Annotated in this window: 18 protein-coding genes; 10 read left to right on the top strand and 8 right to left on the bottom strand. The window is 71.9% G+C overall.

All coding sequences use genetic code 11. From position 1 onward, the window contains the following. Nucleotides 1-34 precede the first annotated feature (34 nt). The 6 genes from MFF04_RS02110 to MFF04_RS02085 form a co-directional block, all read right to left on the bottom strand. The gene (locus MFF04_RS02110; RefSeq protein WP_238273837.1) at nt 35-1,279 is read right to left on the bottom strand and encodes a CpaE/TadZ family protein; all 1,245 of its coding nucleotides are present in this window, start codon (nt 1,277-1,279) and stop codon (nt 35-37) included. A gap of 39 nt (nt 1,280-1,318) precedes the next feature. Further along, nucleotides 1,319-2,059 (bottom strand): CpaD family pilus assembly protein, encoded by a 741-nt coding sequence (locus tag MFF04_RS02105; RefSeq protein WP_238273836.1) that lies wholly within the window; start codon nt 2,057-2,059, stop codon nt 1,319-1,321. A gap of 47 nt (nt 2,060-2,106) precedes the next feature. Continuing rightward, nucleotides 2,107-3,615, bottom strand: coding sequence for a type II and III secretion system protein family protein (locus MFF04_RS02100; RefSeq protein ID WP_373319934.1), 1,509 nt, complete (start codon nt 3,613-3,615; stop codon nt 2,107-2,109). A gap of 59 nt (nt 3,616-3,674) precedes the next feature. Beyond that, on the bottom strand, nt 3,675-4,472 hold the full coding sequence (cpaB, locus tag MFF04_RS02095) for a Flp pilus assembly protein CpaB (protein WP_238273835.1): 798 nt from the start codon (nt 4,470-4,472) through the stop codon (nt 3,675-3,677). A 112-nt stretch (nt 4,473-4,584) separates the two neighbouring features. After that, complete coding sequence (locus MFF04_RS02090) at nt 4,585-5,091, bottom strand: A24 family peptidase (protein ID WP_238273834.1); 507 nt, start codon at nt 5,089-5,091, stop codon at nt 4,585-4,587. Nucleotides 5,092-5,278: 187 nt separating this feature from the next. After that, nucleotides 5,279-5,455: a Flp family type IVb pilin gene (locus tag MFF04_RS02085; protein WP_238273833.1), complete on the bottom strand. Its 177-nt coding sequence runs from the start codon at nt 5,453-5,455 to the stop codon at nt 5,279-5,281. Nucleotides 5,456-5,822: 367 nt separating this feature from the next. Here MFF04_RS02085 and MFF04_RS02080 point away from each other — a divergent pair, with 367 nt between their 5' ends. Continuing rightward, entirely contained in the window at nt 5,823-6,329 is a 507-nt protein-coding gene (locus MFF04_RS02080) for a pilus assembly protein N-terminal domain-containing protein (RefSeq protein ID WP_238273832.1), read from the top strand. 15 nt (nt 6,330-6,344) lie between these two features. Here MFF04_RS02080 and MFF04_RS02075 read toward each other — a convergent pair whose 3' ends face one another. Beyond that, complete coding sequence (locus MFF04_RS02075; protein WP_238273831.1) at nt 6,345-7,847, bottom strand: phosphomannomutase/phosphoglucomutase; 1,503 nt, start codon at nt 7,845-7,847, stop codon at nt 6,345-6,347. 271 nt (nt 7,848-8,118) lie between these two features. Between MFF04_RS02075 and MFF04_RS02070 the strand changes: the two genes are divergently transcribed. The 8 genes from MFF04_RS02070 (at nt 8,119) to MFF04_RS02035 (ending at nt 13,559) form a co-directional block, all read left to right on the top strand. After that, a complete protein-coding gene (locus tag MFF04_RS02070; RefSeq protein ID WP_238273830.1) occupies nt 8,119-8,460 on the top strand; it encodes a hypothetical protein in 342 nt (113 codons plus the stop codon). Between the two features lie 169 nt (nt 8,461-8,629). After that, nucleotides 8,630-9,325, top strand: a complete 696-nt coding sequence (locus tag MFF04_RS02065; RefSeq protein ID WP_238273829.1) for a 50S ribosomal protein L25/general stress protein Ctc — start codon at nt 8,630-8,632, stop codon at nt 9,323-9,325. Nucleotides 9,326-9,430: 105 nt separating this feature from the next. After that, nucleotides 9,431-10,039 (top strand): aminoacyl-tRNA hydrolase, encoded by a 609-nt coding sequence (pth, locus tag MFF04_RS02060; RefSeq protein WP_238273828.1) that lies wholly within the window; start codon nt 9,431-9,433, stop codon nt 10,037-10,039. 43 nt (nt 10,040-10,082) lie between these two features. Continuing rightward, the gene (locus MFF04_RS02055) at nt 10,083-10,316 is read left to right on the top strand and encodes a hypothetical protein (RefSeq protein WP_238273827.1); all 234 of its coding nucleotides are present in this window, start codon (nt 10,083-10,085) and stop codon (nt 10,314-10,316) included. After that, the gene (locus MFF04_RS02050) at nt 10,309-10,755 is read left to right on the top strand and encodes a PIN domain-containing protein (protein ID WP_238273826.1); all 447 of its coding nucleotides are present in this window, start codon (nt 10,309-10,311) and stop codon (nt 10,753-10,755) included. Before MFF04_RS02055 ends, MFF04_RS02050 begins: the two co-directional genes overlap by 8 nt. Before the next feature lie 9 nt (nt 10,756-10,764). Then, nucleotides 10,765-11,862, top strand: coding sequence for a redox-regulated ATPase YchF (gene ychF / locus MFF04_RS02045; protein ID WP_238273825.1), 1,098 nt, complete (start codon nt 10,765-10,767; stop codon nt 11,860-11,862). A 16-nt stretch (nt 11,863-11,878) separates the two neighbouring features. Continuing rightward, nucleotides 11,879-12,541, top strand: a complete 663-nt coding sequence (gene nfi, locus MFF04_RS02040) for a deoxyribonuclease V (RefSeq protein ID WP_238273824.1) — start codon at nt 11,879-11,881, stop codon at nt 12,539-12,541. 22 nt (nt 12,542-12,563) lie between these two features. Beyond that, a complete protein-coding gene (locus MFF04_RS02035) occupies nt 12,564-13,559 on the top strand; it encodes a MaoC family dehydratase (protein WP_238273823.1) in 996 nt (331 codons plus the stop codon). A 4-nt stretch (nt 13,560-13,563) separates the two neighbouring features. On the opposite strand, the gene mtnA is transcribed toward MFF04_RS02035, so the two are convergent. Continuing rightward, nucleotides 13,564-14,661: an S-methyl-5-thioribose-1-phosphate isomerase gene (mtnA, locus tag MFF04_RS02030; protein ID WP_238273878.1), complete on the bottom strand. Its 1,098-nt coding sequence runs from the start codon at nt 14,659-14,661 to the stop codon at nt 13,564-13,566. Between the two features lie 213 nt (nt 14,662-14,874). On the opposite strand from mtnA, the gene MFF04_RS02025 reads away from it, so the two are divergent. Next, nucleotides 14,875-16,399: DNA translocase FtsK 4TM domain-containing protein (locus MFF04_RS02025; RefSeq protein ID WP_238273822.1), on the top strand; the 1,525-nt coding region annotated here is incomplete at its 3' end.

Here is a 16,399-nt window from a genome sequence, read left to right as displayed (position 1 = left end):
GCTCCCCTGGCGTGCGGGCCGGCTCACGGGCGCCTCACGAGGCCTTGCGCCGGGCGAAGCGCGCGAGCAGCGGCTCGAGGAGGTTGGCCTTGCTCCGGCGCGTCTCGGGGCGCCCGAGGATGGCGGCGGCGAGGTCGGCGAACTGCTCGGCGGGCTTCGAGCCGGCCTGGACCTCGGCGATCATCTGGCCGTTGTTGGCGGCGGTGCCGAACAGGGCCGGATCGAAGGGGATCGCGGCGTCCAGCGGCACCTCGAGTGCCTTGGCGAACTCGGCCGGCGCGATCTCCGGGCGCTTGGGCAAGCCGACGCCGTTGAGCACCACCCGCGGGCGGCTGTCGTTCGGGCGGCCCTGGCGCAGGGCGGCGATGAGGTTCTTGGCGTTGCGCAGGGAGGCGAGATCGGGGGTCGCCACGATCACCACCTCGTCCGCGCCGACGAGGAGGCGCTTCGACCAGGCGTTCCAGCCGTGGGGCACGTCGAGGACGATGCAGGGCACGGAGGCCCTCAGATGGTCCACGAGCCCGTCGAAGGCGGTCTCGGTGAGGTCGATGGAGCGGTCGAGGCTCGCGGGCGCCGAGAGCAGGGCGAGGTTGTCGCTGCACTTCGAGAGCAGGCGCTCGACGAGCGCCGCGTCGAGGCGCTCGGGAGCGAACACCGCCTCGGCCACGCCCTGGGGCGGGTCCTGGTTGAAGTTCAGGCTCGCGGTGCCCCAGGCGATGTCGAGATCGGCGATGACCGTCTGCATGCCCTGGCCGCGAGCGACCGACCAGGCGAGGTTGTGGGCGATCGTCGAGGCGCCGACGCCGCCCCGCGCGCCGAACACCGCCACGGTGCGCCCGACCGGCTTGACGCCCGGCGCCGTGAACAGGTCCGAGACCGCCGCGATCAGGGTGAGGGGCGCCACGGGCGCCATCAGGTAGTCGCTGACGCCCCGCTGGATGAACTGGCGGTACAGCGCGACGTCGTTGACGTGGCCGACGACGAGCACCTTGGTGCCGGGGTCGCAGACCTCCGCCAGCGCGTCGAGGCATTCGAGAGGGCGCGACTTGGCGCCCTGGGCTTCGATGACGATGACGTTCGGGGTCGGGGCGTTGCGGTAGGCTTCCACCGCCGCCGCGCCGCCGCCCATCTGGACCTTGACGTGCGCCTTGTGCATGCGCCGGTCGCGGCCCGACTCCTCGATCATCGCGGCGGTCTCGGCCGTCTCGCAGAAGGCCTGCACCGTGATGCGGGGGACGGGCGCGATGATCCGCTCGGGCGTGTGGGCGGTGTCCGTCATGGCGGGCTTTCCGGTCCCCGTGTCGGGCGGGAGAGGGCGTCAGTTCGCAACCTGGCTCTTCAGGCTGGTCTGCCCATCCTGCCGCCATGTGGTTGACGGATCCTTGCCTTCGCGGAGCTTCTGGATGCCATCGGAGCGCCGGATCGTGTCGATGCGGCCTTCCTGGCGGCCGCGCACGAGGTCGACGGGGTCGGCGGCCTGCGCGGCGACGTTCGACTGCAGGGCGCAGCCGAGGTTCCAGGACGGCTTGTTGCTGAGGCTGTAGGCCGCGTCGGAGACGCCGAGGTCCTGGGGCCAGAGCCCGCAGGCGTCGGCGACCCGCGCGCTCATGCGCTGGAAGCCGAGGCGCACCGGCGCGGCGAGGCCGGGGGCGGCGACCTCGTAGGAGGAGAGCACCACGGCGCCGGCCGGCACGCCGGCCTCGGCCGCCATGCGGCGCAGGACGGCGGCGGTGCGTCCGGCGGCGGCGATCTGCGCGGTCGGCGGCCCGCGGGGCACGTCAACCACGAGGGTGCCGCGCCCGTAGCGGCGGAACTCGAGCAGGAAGGCGTCGACGTCGGCCGCCTGGCGGGGATCGAGATGACCGGTGCCGGTCACGAACACGTCGAGGCTGCGGGGGGCATCGGCGAGCACGATCGGGTGCCGGGCGCGGTAGTCGCTCGGCTGGATCGCGTTCGTCGTCACCGGTCCGCGCGACTGGCAGGCCCCGAGCAGGCCGGCGAGGGCGGAGGCCGTGGCGAGCGCCGCGAGCGGCCGGCGCCGGGGGTGGGGGTTCGTCATCGGAGAATGTCCTGGCAGCCGGAAGGCGTGACGGTCGGGAGGCGGGATCAGTCGGTGATGAAGCCGACCCGGCCCCGGTAGCTCGAGCCCAGCGGCGAGGCGCCGGCGCTGCCGTAGAGGCGGTTGAGCTGGCCGAGCAGCACGCCGCGCCCGTCCTGGGCGTCGACGAAGCCGTCGTCGGGACGGGTGACCTGACGGGCCTCCAGCGGCTTGGCGATGATCGGCGTGACCATGATCATCAGTTCCGTCTCCTGGCGCTGGTAGTCGCGGGAGCGGAACAGGGCGCCGAGGATCGGGAGGTTGATGAGGCCCGGCAGGCCCGAGATCGCGGACTTGCTGCGCTGCTGGATCAGGCCCGCCGTCATCATGGTGCCGCCCGAGGGCAGCTCCACGGTCGTCTCCGAGCGGCGCACGGTGAGCGCGGGGACGGCCACGGTGATGTCGCCGTTGACGAAGTTGAAGGCGTTCTGCGGATCGAGCTCGGCGACCTCGGTGCCGACGCGCACCGAGATCCGGTTCTCGGCGAGGACGATCGGCGTGAAGTTCAGGCTGACGCCGTAGGGCTTGTAGGTGATCGTCGGGTTGCACTGGATCTGGCCCGACGAGGTGTTGCAGCTCTGCGTGGTCGGGACCGGGATCTCGCCGCCGGCCATGAACTTCGCGCCCTCGCCGGAGATCGCCGAGAGGGTCGGCTCGGCGAGCACGCGGGAGACGCCCGCCTGCTCGAAGGCGCGCAGCGTCGCCGTCAGGCTGGCGCCGCCGGTGCCGGTGACGGTCGCGGCGACGGCGTTGCCCGAGGGGAACGAGCCGCCGCTCAGCGTGAAGGGCGCGGTGTTGACGAGGTTCAGCCCCGACCAGGACCCGTTCACGTTGATGCCGAACTGCTTGAGCACCGTGCGGGCCACCTCGACCACGGTGACGCGCAGCATCACCTGATCCTTGCCGCGCACCGTCAGGTTGTTGATGACCGCGCCGCGGCTGGTGCCGCCCGTGGCACCGGCGCCGCCGCCGCCGCTCAGGCCGACGAAGGCGTTGGCGATGTCGACCGCCTGGGTCGCCTCCGAGGCCGAGTTCACGGCGCCGGACAGGAGCACCGACTCGCCGGCCGCGCGGACCTCGAAGCGGCCGCCGGGGATGCTCTGGTTGAGGGTCTGTCGCAGGACGTTGAGGTCGCGGGCCACCGTGACGTCGAGGGCGGTGATCTGCCGGCCCTCGCCGTCCATGATGAAGATCGAGGTCGCCCCGTTCTCCATGCCGATCACGAACACCTTGCGGGTCGAGCGGACCACGGCGTTGGCGATCTTCGGGTTGGCGACGAACACCTCCTTGGCGTCCCGCGGCAGGTCGACGATCACCGAGCGGCCGAGCGTCAGGTCGATCTTGCGGGAGGTGGCCGACTCCATCGGGCTCACCTCGACGACGGGTGCCGGCGCCAGCGCCGGACGCCCCTGCGCGGCGGCCTCCCCAGCGGGGCCGAGCAGCATCTGGCCAAGCGCCAGGACGAGGGGCGCCGTCGCGAGACGCGCCCGGCGGGGGGAGGGCGGGCGGGGAGCCATGGCGGAAACCTCGGCGGGGATCGCGGCGGCCGGCGCGCGCTGGGAAACGGGGGCGGGCATCAGCGGGACTGCTGCCGGGAGACGCCGAAGCGCACGACGTTGAGGGCCGCCTCGGAGCGGGGCGCCTCCTCGGGCTCGGCGGCGCGGCCGGCATCGGCGAGGCTGCGCAGCGAGAGCGACAGGGTGCCGACCTTCTGGGCGAGGGTGACGACCTCGGCCTGGGACGGGGACAGCGCCAGGGTCGCGGTCTCGCCGGTCACCACGTTGGTGCCGTTCTTCTCCTGGATGAGCTGGCCCACGGCGAGCACCCGCACGTCCTGGAGGACGGTCTGCGAGCGCTGCACGTCGGCGCCCGCCGTCCGGGAGGCGTCCTCGTCGCGGTAGGTGCGGATCACGTCGACCCGGTCGTTGGGCAGGATGAAGCCGCCGGCCGAGTTGGTGCCGCGGGAATCGGTGACGATGGCCACCGCCCGCTGACCCGGCTGGAGGATCGCGGCCATCAGGCCGCCCTCGGGACGCACCAGCCGCTGCGAGCGGATCGGCTCGCCGGGCAGGAATCCGGCGCGCACCGTCGCGCCCACGGCCTCCTCGAGGGCCTTCGGATTGTCCTTGCGCACGAGGTAGCCGGCGGAGACGGCGTCATCCGGCCACTTCTGCCAGCGCAGGTCGGCGGCCTGGAGCTTCTGCCCCGTGGGCAGCTCGGCGGCGGCCACGAGGACCTCGGTCGCCTGCACCACGGGGGCGGGCGCCGCCGCGACGGGAGCCGGCGGCGGCGGCGGGTCGCCGCTCATCAGGAACACCGCGCCGGTGCCCGCTGCGAGCGCGATGGCGAGGACGGCGAGGCGGGCAGGTTTCATCGTCGGGCCGGGATGGACGACGGCGGAGGCGCCGTCACTCGACCGGACGATGGGCGGAAATCGTCAAATTATGGTTAAGCAACCGTGACCGGCCGGGGCCGGCCCCTGTCCCTCACGCGCCGAGCGCCCGCGCCCAGATCAGGGTCTCGGGCAGCACGAGGAGGGCGGCCGCGCAGAGCGCGATGCCGTAGGGCACGCCGGTGCGGGTGTCGTGGAGATGCAGCGCGAAGGGCAGGCCGACGAGCGGCCTCGGCAGCGGGTGCGACCGGGCGGCGAGGAGCGCCAGCGTCAGGGCCCCGCCGGCGACGGCCGCGATCAGCAGGTAGTCCATCAGATGGTCGAGGCCGAGCCAGAGGGCGGTCGCGGCGGCGAGCTTGGCGTCGCCTCCACCGATGACGCCGAGGGCGAAGAGCGCGAAGGTCGCCACGAGCACGATGGCGCCGGCCGCGACATGGGTGCCGATCTCCGGCAGCGTCAGGATGCCGCTGGCGGCGACGGCGGCGAAGCCCGCGATGAGCAGCAGCGAGACCCGGTTGGGGATCAGCATCGTCAGGAGATCGTTCGCCGCGGCGTAGGCCACGAGGAACGGGAAGACGACGAGGAGGCCGACGGATGCCATGGGCGGGACCGGCTCGCGCAGGAGAGGGTTCGAATCGGATCGCACGGGGCCAAGCTCCCGCATGGCGGAAGACAGGGTTCCCCGTGCGTTCAAGCCGCCTCTGCGGCGGCTGAGACTCCGGTGCCGGACCGTGGGCCGGAGATGTCGTCCATCTCCGGCGAACGGGTCCGGCCGCCGATGCCCGCAGTTACTTGGAGGCGTTGTTGAGCTCGGTGGTGACCTTGGTGAAGGTCGTGTTCAGCGAGCCGCCGAGGAGCTTCAGCACCGAGATGATGCCGACGGCGATGAGGGCGGCGATGAGGCCGTACTCGATGGCGGTGGCGCCCGACTCGTCGGAGGCGAAGCGCTTGAAGACGTTCTTCATGATGATGTCCCCTGATCTAACGACTTTATTTTACCGTCGAAGATCTTTCGGTCTCGATCGGCGGCGAAATGGAGATTGATCGATCCGCGTTGCGATTGCGTTAAATGCGCCTTCGAAACAGGTCCGCCGCGAAAAGCCCGCGATCATCCTGAACAAACGGTTGCTCGGATTCGAACAAAGGTGGCGGCGTTCCGGGCGGACGGGGAGCGTGGAGAGCGGGCGTGGTCGGGCGCGGCTCGGTCGGAGGAGCCCGCCGCGCTCCCGCGGAATCGGTTATCCTTAGCGCTTCCTTCACCACTGCGCGGTGTACTGGCGGCGTGAGCGGGCTCGGCCGAGGCCGTCCCGTCGAGCCTTCCGAAGGTCCGCCATGCGCGCCGTTCCGTCCGTGCCCCTCGTCCGCCTCGCGCTCGCCCTGGCGCTGGGCGTCGCAGCACCGCTCGTCTGCCGCGCCGAGACCCGCGAGGCGACCGTGGTGACGGTGTTCGTGGACAACGCCAAGATCGTCCGCCTGCCGGAGCGCACGCAGACGGTCGTCGTCGGCAACCCGATCATCGCCGACGTGACGCTCCAGAAGAACGGCGTGCTCGTGCTCACCGGCAAGAGCTTCGGGACCACGAACCTCATCGCCCTCGACGGCACCGGCACGATGCTCGCCGAGTCGACCATCCGGGTCGAGGCCCCGCAGGCCTCCGTCATCACCGTGCAGCGGGGTCTGGAGCGGGAATCCTATTCCTGCACGCCGAACTGCCAGCCCTCGATGCAGCTCGGCGACTCGACGAAGTACTTCGGCGAGGTCAGCGCGCAGGCCGACAACCGCCGCCGCCTCGCGACGGGCGACAGCGGCGGTGGTAGCGGCGCCCCCACTGCGCGCTGAGGGCGGGGCGCCCGCTCAGATCGTCTGGTTGTAGGCGCCGACCTCGGGGTTCTCGCGCAGCACCCCGTCCACGGCCTTGAACATCGCCCGCAGCCGCTCCTCGGAGACGGGGCTCTCGATCACCACCACCAGCTCCGGCTTGTTGGAGGAGGCGCGCACCAGCCCCCAGGTGCCGTCCTCGGTGGCGACCCGCACGCCGTTGACGGTGACGAGATCGGTGATCTTCGCCCCCGCGACCGGCTCGCCGGCCTCCTTCATGGCCCGAAAGCGCGCGGTGACCTTCTCGACGACGCCGTACTTCGCCTCGTCGTCGCAATGGGGCGACATGGTCGGCGAGCCCCAGGTCTTCGGCAGGGCCCGGTAGAGGTCGGCCATGGACTTGTCCGGGTTGCGGTCGAGCATCTCGATCACCGCGATGGCAGTGAGAAGACCGTCGTCGTAGCCGCGTCCGATCGGCTCGTTGAAGAAGAAGTGCCCGGACTTCTCGAAGCCGGCCAGCGCCCCGAGCTCGTTGACGCGGCGCTTGATGTAGCTGTGCCCGGTCTTCCAGTAATCGGCCTTGACGGCGACCGCCTGAAGCTCGGGATCGGTATTGTAGAGGCCGGTCGACTTGACGTCGACGACGAAGGTCGCGCCGGGGTGGAGCTTGCCGAGATCGCGGGCGAGCATGACGCCGATCTTGTCGGCGAAGATCTCCTCGCCCTCGTTGTCGACCACGCCGCAGCGGTCGCCGTCGCCGTCGAAGCCGAGGCCGACATCGGCGCCCGTCTCCTTCACCTTGGCGGCGATGGCGTGGAGCATCTCCAGGTCTTCGGGGTTCGGGTTGTAGCGGGGGAAGGTGTAGTCGGGGGTGACGTCGAGCGGCACGACCTCGACGCCGAGCGACTCGAGGAGCTTCGGCGCGAAGGCGCCCGCGGTGCCGTTGCCGCAGGCGGCCACGACCTTGAGCTTGCGCGAGATCGGCTTGGCCCGGCTCTTCAGGTCCTTCAGGTAGGTCTCGGAGAAACCCTCCACGAACTCGTAGGCGCCGCCGTCCCGGTACTGGAAGGTGCCGCCGAGCACGATCTCCTTCAGGCGCCCCATCTCGTCGGGACCGAAGGTCATCGGCCGGTTGGCGCCCATCTTCACGCCGGTCCAGCCGTTGTCGTTGTGGGAGGCGGTGACCATCGCCACGCAGGGGCAGTCGAGGGCGAACTGGCCGAAATAGGCCATCGGCGAGAGCGCCAGCCCGACATCCTTCACCCGCAGGCCCGCCGCCTGCATGCCGGCGATCAGCGCGAGCTTGATCGAGGAGGAGTAGGCGCGGAAGTCGTGGCCCGTCACGATGTCGGGGCGCACGCCCATCTCGTGGACGAGCGTGCCGATGCCGAGGCCGAGCGCCTGCACCCCCATCAGGTTGATCTCCTTCGGGAAGAGCCAGCGGGCGTCGTACTCCCGGAAGCCCGTGGGCTTCACCAGGGGGAGTTCCTCGAACGCGAAGGTGTTGGGCGTGAGCGCGGCGACGGGCTTCGGAAACATCCAGGGACCCTTCGGGATCGAGCGGTGGCAGTCGCCCGGACTTAAAGGAACGGCTGCCGCAGGGGAAGGCGGAGCCCTTGTGCGGGCCGGGAGAGTGGTCCAGGTCCTGCTCGGGACAGCCGGTCGGCGGGCGTCGCCGGGAAGGGATGGCACAGGCATGGCCTTCGGTCACACGCGGCTGCGCGGCCCTGGGTGGCACTGCCGCCTCCCGGTTCGGCTGGCCGTGGCCGCGTCCCTCCTCATGCCGACCGCCGGGCGCGCCGTGACTCCGATGTCGCCTCATCTGGATCGGGCGAGCCTGATCTCGCTGTCGGATGCCCTCTCGGCTGCCGGCATCTCCGACGTCGAGGGCTCGGCGGTACAGGTCGCATTGCTGGCCGTGCTCGGCTCCGCGCCGGCCGAACGGCGCTACCGGTATCGGGAGCCCTATCCTCAACTCCCCGACGTCGATGCCGCGGCCGCCGCGAGCGGGAACGGATGTGCCGAGGTGACGCTCCATATCCGGCCCAAGGGAGCCGCACGCCGGCCGGCCGCGATCCTCGGCGTCTATTGCCTCCTCGATCCGGTGCGCCTCACCTGGGGCGAGCGATCGCTCCGGCTCGCGCCGCGATAGGTGGAGGGGCCGCTCCGGATTGCCTTCCATCCCCATCCCGTGTATGGCCCGGCCCGCGCCCCCGAGACACCCTTGGAGGCAGGGGCGCACGGGGACCGGTAGCCGTGGGCCGTCCGTTTCGGGCGGCCTTTGTCGTTCCCCGGCCATCCATCACGAGAAGGATCACGCCATGAGCGCCGTTAAGCCGCTTGAGGCCGTGGCACGCGACCGGGTCGGCAAGGGGGCCGCCCGGGCCGTTCGTCGCCAGGGCCAGGTTCCCGCCGTCGTCTACGGAGGCGGGCAGGACCCGCAGGCCATCGCCGTCGACCTCATCCGCATCCGCACCCTCATCTACGCCGGCGGCTTCAAGACCACGGTGTTCGAGGTGGATGCCGGCGGCAGGAAGACCCGCGTCATCCCCCGCGACTTCCAGCTCGATCCGGTGAGCGGCGTGCCGCTGCACGTCGACTTCCTGCGCGTCGTCGCCGGCCAGTCGGTCGCCGTCGAGGTGCCGGTGCACTTCGTCAACGACGAGGCGGCGCCCGGCATCAAGAAGAAGGGCGGCACCCTCAACATCGTCGCCCACACGCTCGCGATCGAGGTCGCTCCCGACCAGATCCCCGACGCGATCGAGGTCGACCTCAGCGGCCGCGACATCGGCGACGTGATCCACGTCTCCGACATCAAGATCCCGGCGGGCAGCTACACCGGCGAGGCCACGGACGTGATCGCCAACATCGTGCCGCCGACGGTGCTCGGCGCCGAGGTCGAGGCCGAGGAGGCCGCGATCGCCGAGGCGCAGTCCGCCGAGGCCGCCGACGAGAAGGCCGCCGAGGAGCGCGAGACCGCCGAGGGCGAGGCCGAGTCGGACAACAAGGAGGGCTGAGCCCTTCGGCGCCGCCCCGCCTGCCGGGGCAGCCCCGCACGGATGCCCCGGCCATCGGCCGGGGCGTTCGCGTTTTCAGGGACCCGCGAGCGGGAGACACCGGACATGCGCCTCCTCGTCGGCCTCGGGAATCCGGGCGCGTCCTACGCCCGCAACCGGCACAACATCGGCTTCCTGGCGATCGACGAGATCGCCCGCCGCCACCGGGCGGCGCCCTTCCGCCGGCGCTTCCAGGGCGAGGCGTCGGAGGCGGTGCTCGGCTCCGAGCGGGTGATCCTCCTGAAGCCCCAGACCTTCATGAACGAGTCCGGCCGCGCGGTCGGCGAGGCGCAGCGCTTCTACAAGATCGCGCTCTCCGACGTGATCGTCTTCCACGACGAGCTCGACCTTGCGCCAGCGAAGATGCGGGTGAAGCTCGGGGGCGGCAACGCCGGCCATAACGGCCTGCGCTCGATCACGGCGCTCTGCGGCAACGACTACCGCCGGGTCCGCCTCGGCATCGGTCATCCCGGCGACAAGGCCCTCGTCCACGGCTACGTGCTGAACGACTTCGGCAAGTCGGAGACCCCCTGGGTCGAGGACCTCTGCGCCGCGCTCGCCGACCATGCCGCGCTGCTGGCGGCGGGCGAGGACGCCAGCTTCCAGAACAAGGTCCACCTCGCCATGGAGGGCCGCGGCTGGGGTGAGGTGAAGACCCTCGGCCAGCGGAATTGACACGAAAACACAGGGACACGATATCCGCAGTCGGAGGCGTCCGATGAAGAACGTGACCGTGACGATGGACGAAGCGCTGCTCAAGCGGGCGCGGATCGCCGCCGCACGTGATGGCAAGAGCCTGTCGCGCTTCGTGGCCGAGGCGGTCGAGCAGCGTGTCGGCCGGCCCCTGTCGCAGCGCGAGGCGTTGGAGCGCTTTCTGGCCGGCCCGCCGCTGCACGTTCTGGACGAGAATGGAAAGGCGCCGACGCACGACCAGATGTACGCCGATGACTGATCGTGTCTTCGTCGACACGAACGTGTTCCTCTACGCGCGCGACGACCGCTTCCCGGACAAGCGGGTCACGGCCCTGCGTTGGCTGGAAACGCTCGCCGACCGCGAGGCGGTGGTCGTGAGCCCGCAGGTGCTCGGAGAGATCCACAACGTCGTCCTCCGGGGTCGTCTGCCGATCGCTCCCGAGGAGGCGCGTCGGACGACGCTCGCCCTGGAGGCGTGGTCGCGCGGCGCCACCGACCTGGAGCTCATCGCGCAAGCGTGGACGCTCCGCACGGAGACCGGCTTTCAGTGGTGGGACTGCGTCGTCCTCGCCGCCGCGATCCGAGCAGGCTGCCGCTATCTCCTGTCCGAAGACTATCAGCATGGCCGCACGGTTCGCGGCACGACTATCCTCAACCCTTTCACGGTCGGCCCCGAGGCGATCGCGACCGAGCATTAGGAAACGATCATGGGCTTCAAATGCGGCATCGTCGGCCTGCCGAACGTCGGCAAGTCGACCCTGTTCAACGCGCTCACGCAGACCGCGGCGGCGCAGGCCGCGAACTATCCGTTCTGCACCATCGAGCCGAATGTCGGCGAGGTGGCGGTGCCGGACCCGCGCCTCGACGCGCTGGCAGGCATCGCCGGCTCCAAGGAGATCATCCCGACGCGGCTGACCTTCGTCGACATCGCCGGCCTCGTGCGGGGGGCCTCGAAGGGGGAGGGGCTCGGCAACCAGTTCCTCGCCAACATCCGCGAGGTCGACGCCATCGCCCACGTGGTGCGCTGCTTCGAGGACGGGGACGTGACCCATGTCGAGGGCAAGGTCGACCCGGCCGCCGACATCGACACCATCGAGACCGAGCTGATGCTCGCCGACCTCGACAGCCTGGAGCGCCGGGCCGTCGCCCTCGAGAAGAAGGCCAAGGGCGCCGACAAGGAGGCCAAGGAGACGCTCGACCTCGTCACCCGGGCGCTGCCCCTCCTGCGCGACGGCCGCCCCGCCCGCCTCGTGGAGCGCAAGCCCGAGGAGGAGCGCCTGTTCCAGAGCCTCGGCCTGATGACGGCCAAGCCCGTGCTCTACGTCTGCAACGTCGACGAGGGCGACGCCGACAAGGGCAACGCCCATTCCGACGCGGTGCTCGCCCGCGCCAAGCAGGAAGGGGCCGTGGCGGTCGTGGTCTCGGCCAAGATCGAGAGCGAGATCGCGGTGATGCCGGTCGCCGACCAGGGCGAGTTCCTCGAGGCGGTGGGGCTCACCGAGCCCGGCCTCAACCGGGTGATCCGGGCGGGCTACGACCTTCTCGGCCTCATCACCTACTTCACCGTCGGGCCGAAGGAGGCCCGGGCCTGGACCATCACCAAGGGCACGCGGGCACCCGCCGCCGCCGGCGTCATCCACACGGATTTCGAGAAGGGCTTCATCCGGGCCGAGACCATCGCCTACGCCGACTACACGGCCCTCAAGGGGGAGGGCGGCGCGCGCGACGCCGGCAAGCTGCGGCTGGAGGGCAAGGAGTACCTCGTGCAGGACGGCGACGTGCTCCACTTCCGCTTCGCCAACTGAGCCGCGTCCCCGGCGGATGCGGATCGAGCGGCGCCACGCCTGGGACCTGACCCCGACCGAGGCGGTCGCCCTGCAGCGGCGCCTGCGCGAGGAGGTCGTCGCCGACCGGCCGATCGACCTCGGCTCCGTGCGGCTCGTCGCCGGCGTCGATGTCAGCGTGAAAAGCGAGCGCTCGCGGGCGGCCGTCGTCGTCGCGACCTTCCCCGGCTTCGAGGTGGTCGAGACGGTGACGGCGCTCGCGCCGACGCCCTTCCCCTACGTGCCCGGCCTCCTCAGCTTCCGCGAGGGTCCGGTGCTGGAGGAGGCGTTCGGGAAGCTCCAGGCCGAGCCCGACGTGTTCCTGTTCGACGGCATGGGCACGGCGCATCCCCGCCGCATCGGCATCGCCAGCCACATGGGGCTCTGGCTTCAGCGCCCGACCATCGGCTGCGGCAAGACGCGGCTGTGCGGCCGCAACGGCCCGCTCTCCGAGGAGAAGGGCGCCCACGTTCCGCTCGTGGATCGCGGCGAGACCATCGGCGCCGTCGTGCGCACGCGGACGGGCAAGCACCCGATGTTCATCTCGCCGGGGCATCTCGCCGACATCCCGACCTCGGTGGCCCTGGTGCTCGCCTGCGCGCCGAAGTACCGCCTGCCGGAGCCGATCCGCCTCGCTCACCGGGCGGCCGGCGATTTCTGAGATCGAAGGCTTGCGACGCACGATGACGGCACCCTGCTTCGAGGATTTCGCGCCGGGCCAGGTTTTCGGGAGCGATCCGCTCGCGGTGACGGAGGAGGTGATCGTCGGTTTCGCGCGGGTCTACGACGCGCAGCCCTTCCACCTCGACGCGAAGGCGGCAGAAGGGACCTTCGCGGGCCGGCTGATCGCTTCGGGCTGGCACACGGCCTCCCTCGGGATGCGCCTGCTCCAGGGCTCCGTGTTCCGGGGCGGCTCCTCGATGGGCTCGCCGGGGATCACCGAGCTGCGCTGGCTGAAGCCCGTCCTGCCCGGCGACGCCCTGCACCTCGCGGTGCGCGTCGAGGATTGCCGCCGCTCCGGCTCGCGGCCGGACCGGGGCTTCGTGCGCTTCGCGATGAGCGTGCTGAACCAGCGCGGCGAGACCGCGATGACCCAGGCCTTCACGGTCATCTTCCCCCGGCGCGGCGCCGAGCCCCTGCCGCCGCGCCCGGTGGCGCCCGCGGGGGAGGCGGCCGGACCGGTCGAGGAGGACGTGCCGCCGCAGGTCCTGGCGCCCCTCGGCGCGATCCCGGTGGGCTTCCGGCGCGAGCTCGGCAGCTACCGCTTCACGGCGCCCGATATCGTCGGCTTCGCGAGCGCCTTCGACCCGCAGGTCTTCCACCTCGACGCCGAGGCGGCCCGGCTGACCCATTTCGGCGGCCTCTGCGCCTCGGGCTGGCAGACGGTCTCGGTCTGGATGCGCCGCCACCTCGCCACCCATGCTCGCGACGCCGCGCTGACGCGGGCACAGGGTTTGCCGGTTCCCGAGATCGGCCCCTCGCCGGGCTTCAAGGACCTGCGCTGGCTCGCTCCGGTCTACGCGGGCGACACGATCCGCTTCGCCACGGAGCTGACGGACAAGCGCGAGAGCGCCTCACGCCCCGGCTGGGGCCTCGCCTTCAGCCGCAACACCGGCGTGAACCAGCACGGGGCGACCGTGCTCGCCTTCCAGGGCAGCGTGTTCTGCGCGTGGGCGTGAGCGCTCAGGCCGCCGCGCGCCGCTCCGGGTAGAGGGCGAGCAGCCCCTCGGCGCTCGCCTCGGCGACGCCGCGCTCGGTGATGAGGCCGGTGACGAGGCGGGCCGGCGTCACGTCGAAGGCGGGGTTGGCCACGGGGCTTCCCGGCGAGACCACCTGTACGGTGGCGAAGCCGCCATCGTCGAGGCGGCCAGTCATGTGCGTGACCTCCCGCCCGTCCCGCTCCTCGATCGGGATCTCGGCGACCCCGTCCCTCAGGCTCCAGTCGATCGTCGAGAACGGCAGCGCCGCGTAGAAGGGCACGCCGGTGTCGCGGGCGGCGAGCGCCTTCAGGTAGGTGCCGATCTTGTTGCAGACGTCGCCGGTCGCGGTCGTCCGGTCCGAGCCGACGATGCAGATGTCGACCTCGCCATGCTGCATCAGGTGGCCGCCGGCATTGTCGGCGACGACGGTGTGTGGCACCCCGTGCCCGTTGAGCTCGAAGGCGGTGAGCGCCGCGCCCTGGCTGCGGGGCCGGGTCTCGTCCACCCAGACGTGAAGGTCGATGCCGTCCTCGTACGCGGCGTAGACCGGCGCCAGCGCGGTGCCCCAGTCGACGGCGGCGAGCCAGCCGGCGTTGCAATGGGTGAGCACGTTGATGCGCCGGCCGCGCTCGCGCGCGAGATCGGCGATCAGCCGGCCGCCGTGGCTGCCGATGGCGTGGCAGCTCGCCACGTCCTCCTCGGCGATGCGGCCGGCCTCGGCGAAGGCCCGCTCGAAGCGCTCGCGGCTCGCGGTCTGGCGCAGGTTGCCCGCCACCCGGTCCAGCGCCCAGCGCAGGTTGACCGCGGTGGGGCGCGCGGCGGCCAGCGTCGCCACCGCCCGGTCGAGCCCGTCGTTCGAGGCGTCCTCGCGCATGGCGAAGGCGAGTCCGTAGGCGGCGGTGACGCCGATCAGCGGCGCCCCGCGCACGATCATGATCCGGATGGCCTCCGCAGCCTCGGCCAGCGTCGAGAGCCGGCGCTCCTCCAGGGCGAAGGGCAGGCGGGTCTGGTCGATGACGCGTACGCTGATGCCGTCGGCGTCGGGGACGATGGTACGGGTGGGACGGCCGTCGATCTTCATGCGGCCGAGCATGCCACAGGGGCCCGCTCATTGCACCTGCGCGAGAGGTGACCGAGGGCCGCGCGGCGGCCCGAGGCTCCTGTGGACGGCGCCCGCGGCCGAACTCAGGATTCCTCAACCTTAAACGGCCGTTAACGGGTCGGCCCTAGCCTCAAGGCTGCACGAGTCCCCCTGACGCGTCCCTTTGGCGCGTCCCATCGCAGCCGGTCCCGCATGCGCTCGCTTCGCCGCTCCGCATCGCCCTACGACACCGTCGTCGACACGCTGCGTCCGTTCCTGGCGCGGCGGCTGACGGAGCTCGGCGGGCTCGTCCTCTTCGCCGGCGCCGTGGCGCTGACGGTGGCGCTCGCCACCTGGTCGATCGAGGACCCGAGCCTCAACCACGCCACCGACCACGCCGCCCACAACGTGCTCGGGCTTCCCGGCGCGGTCGTCTCCGATCTCGCCATGCAGATGCTCGGGCTCGGCGCGCTCGCCTTCGCCCTGCCGCCAGCGCTCTGGGGCCTGCGCCTGATGCGCGAGCGTGACCTGCCGAACGGCGGCCTGCGCATCGCGCTCTGGGTCATCGGCTTCTGCGCGGCGAGCGCCGTGGCGAGTGCCCTGCCGCCGACCGCCCGCTGGCCGCTGCCCACCGGCCTCGGAGGCGTGGCCGGCGATGCGCTGATGTCGGCCGCCCGCACCATCGTCGGGGCGATCTCGGGGCCCGCGGCGGCGCTGGTCGGCTTCGTCTATGCCGGCATCGCGGTGCTCAGCCTCACCGGCGCCTGCCGCGTCGGCGCGCGCCTCGACGACGAGGAGGACGAGCTCGACCTCGCCCCGCGCCATGCCGCGCACCCGTCCTCCCGCCGCCCGGCGCGGGACGAGCGCGAGGACGAGCCCGGCCTCGGCATCGTCTCGCTCGGCGCCCTGGCGCAGCTCGCGATGCGCGGCCGCGACGCGCTCGCCGACCGGATGGATGCCTGGCGCGCCCGGCGCGGCGGCGAGGACGGCCTGTCCTATGCCGGCGCCTCGCCGGCCCTCGCCGCCCGCCGCGCCTTCGAGTCCGAGGGGCTGGACGCCCGCGACGTCCCCTGGGCGGACCATATCCCGGCGGGCCGGCGCGAGCCCTCCTTCGACGAGCCCCGGCCGGCCCAGCGGCCGGCGCCGCAACAGGCGCAGCGGACGGTCGATCCGGTCCTCCACGACGAGGACGACGAGGCGGACGAGCCGCCCTTCGCCCCCGCTCCGGCGGTGCGGCCTCGGGTCTCGGCGCCCCCGGCGGCGCTGACCCCGGCGCGGCGGACCGAGTCCCGCGCGCCGCAGGCCGACACCTACGAAATCCCGTCCCTGAACCTGCTCGCCGAGCCGCGGGGGCCGTCGCAGGCGAACCTCGTCTCAGCGGAGGCGCTGGAGCAGAACGCCACCATGCTGGAGGCGACGCTCGGCGATTTCGGCGTGCGCGGCGACATCCTCGCGGTGCGTCCGGGCCCGGTGGTGACGCTCTACGAGCTGGAGCCGGCGCCCGGCACCAAGTCGAGCCGCGTCATCGCGCTCGCCGACGACATCGCCCGCTCCATGTCCGCCGTCTCCGCCCGCGTCGCCGTCGTGCCCGGCCGCAACGCCATCGGCATCGAGCTGCCGAACGCCCGCCGGGAGACCGTGCTGCTGCGCGAGCTCCTCGCCTCCACGGATTTCGGGGAGACGACCCACAAGCTGGCCCTCTGTCTTGGCAAGAACATTGGGGGTGAGCCGATCATCG

The sequence above is a fragment of the Methylobacterium jeotgali genome (assembly GCF_022179345.1).
Taxonomy (GTDB): domain Bacteria; phylum Pseudomonadota; class Alphaproteobacteria; order Rhizobiales; family Beijerinckiaceae; genus Methylobacterium; species Methylobacterium jeotgali.
This window is presented reverse-complemented; position numbering and strand designations above follow the sequence as displayed.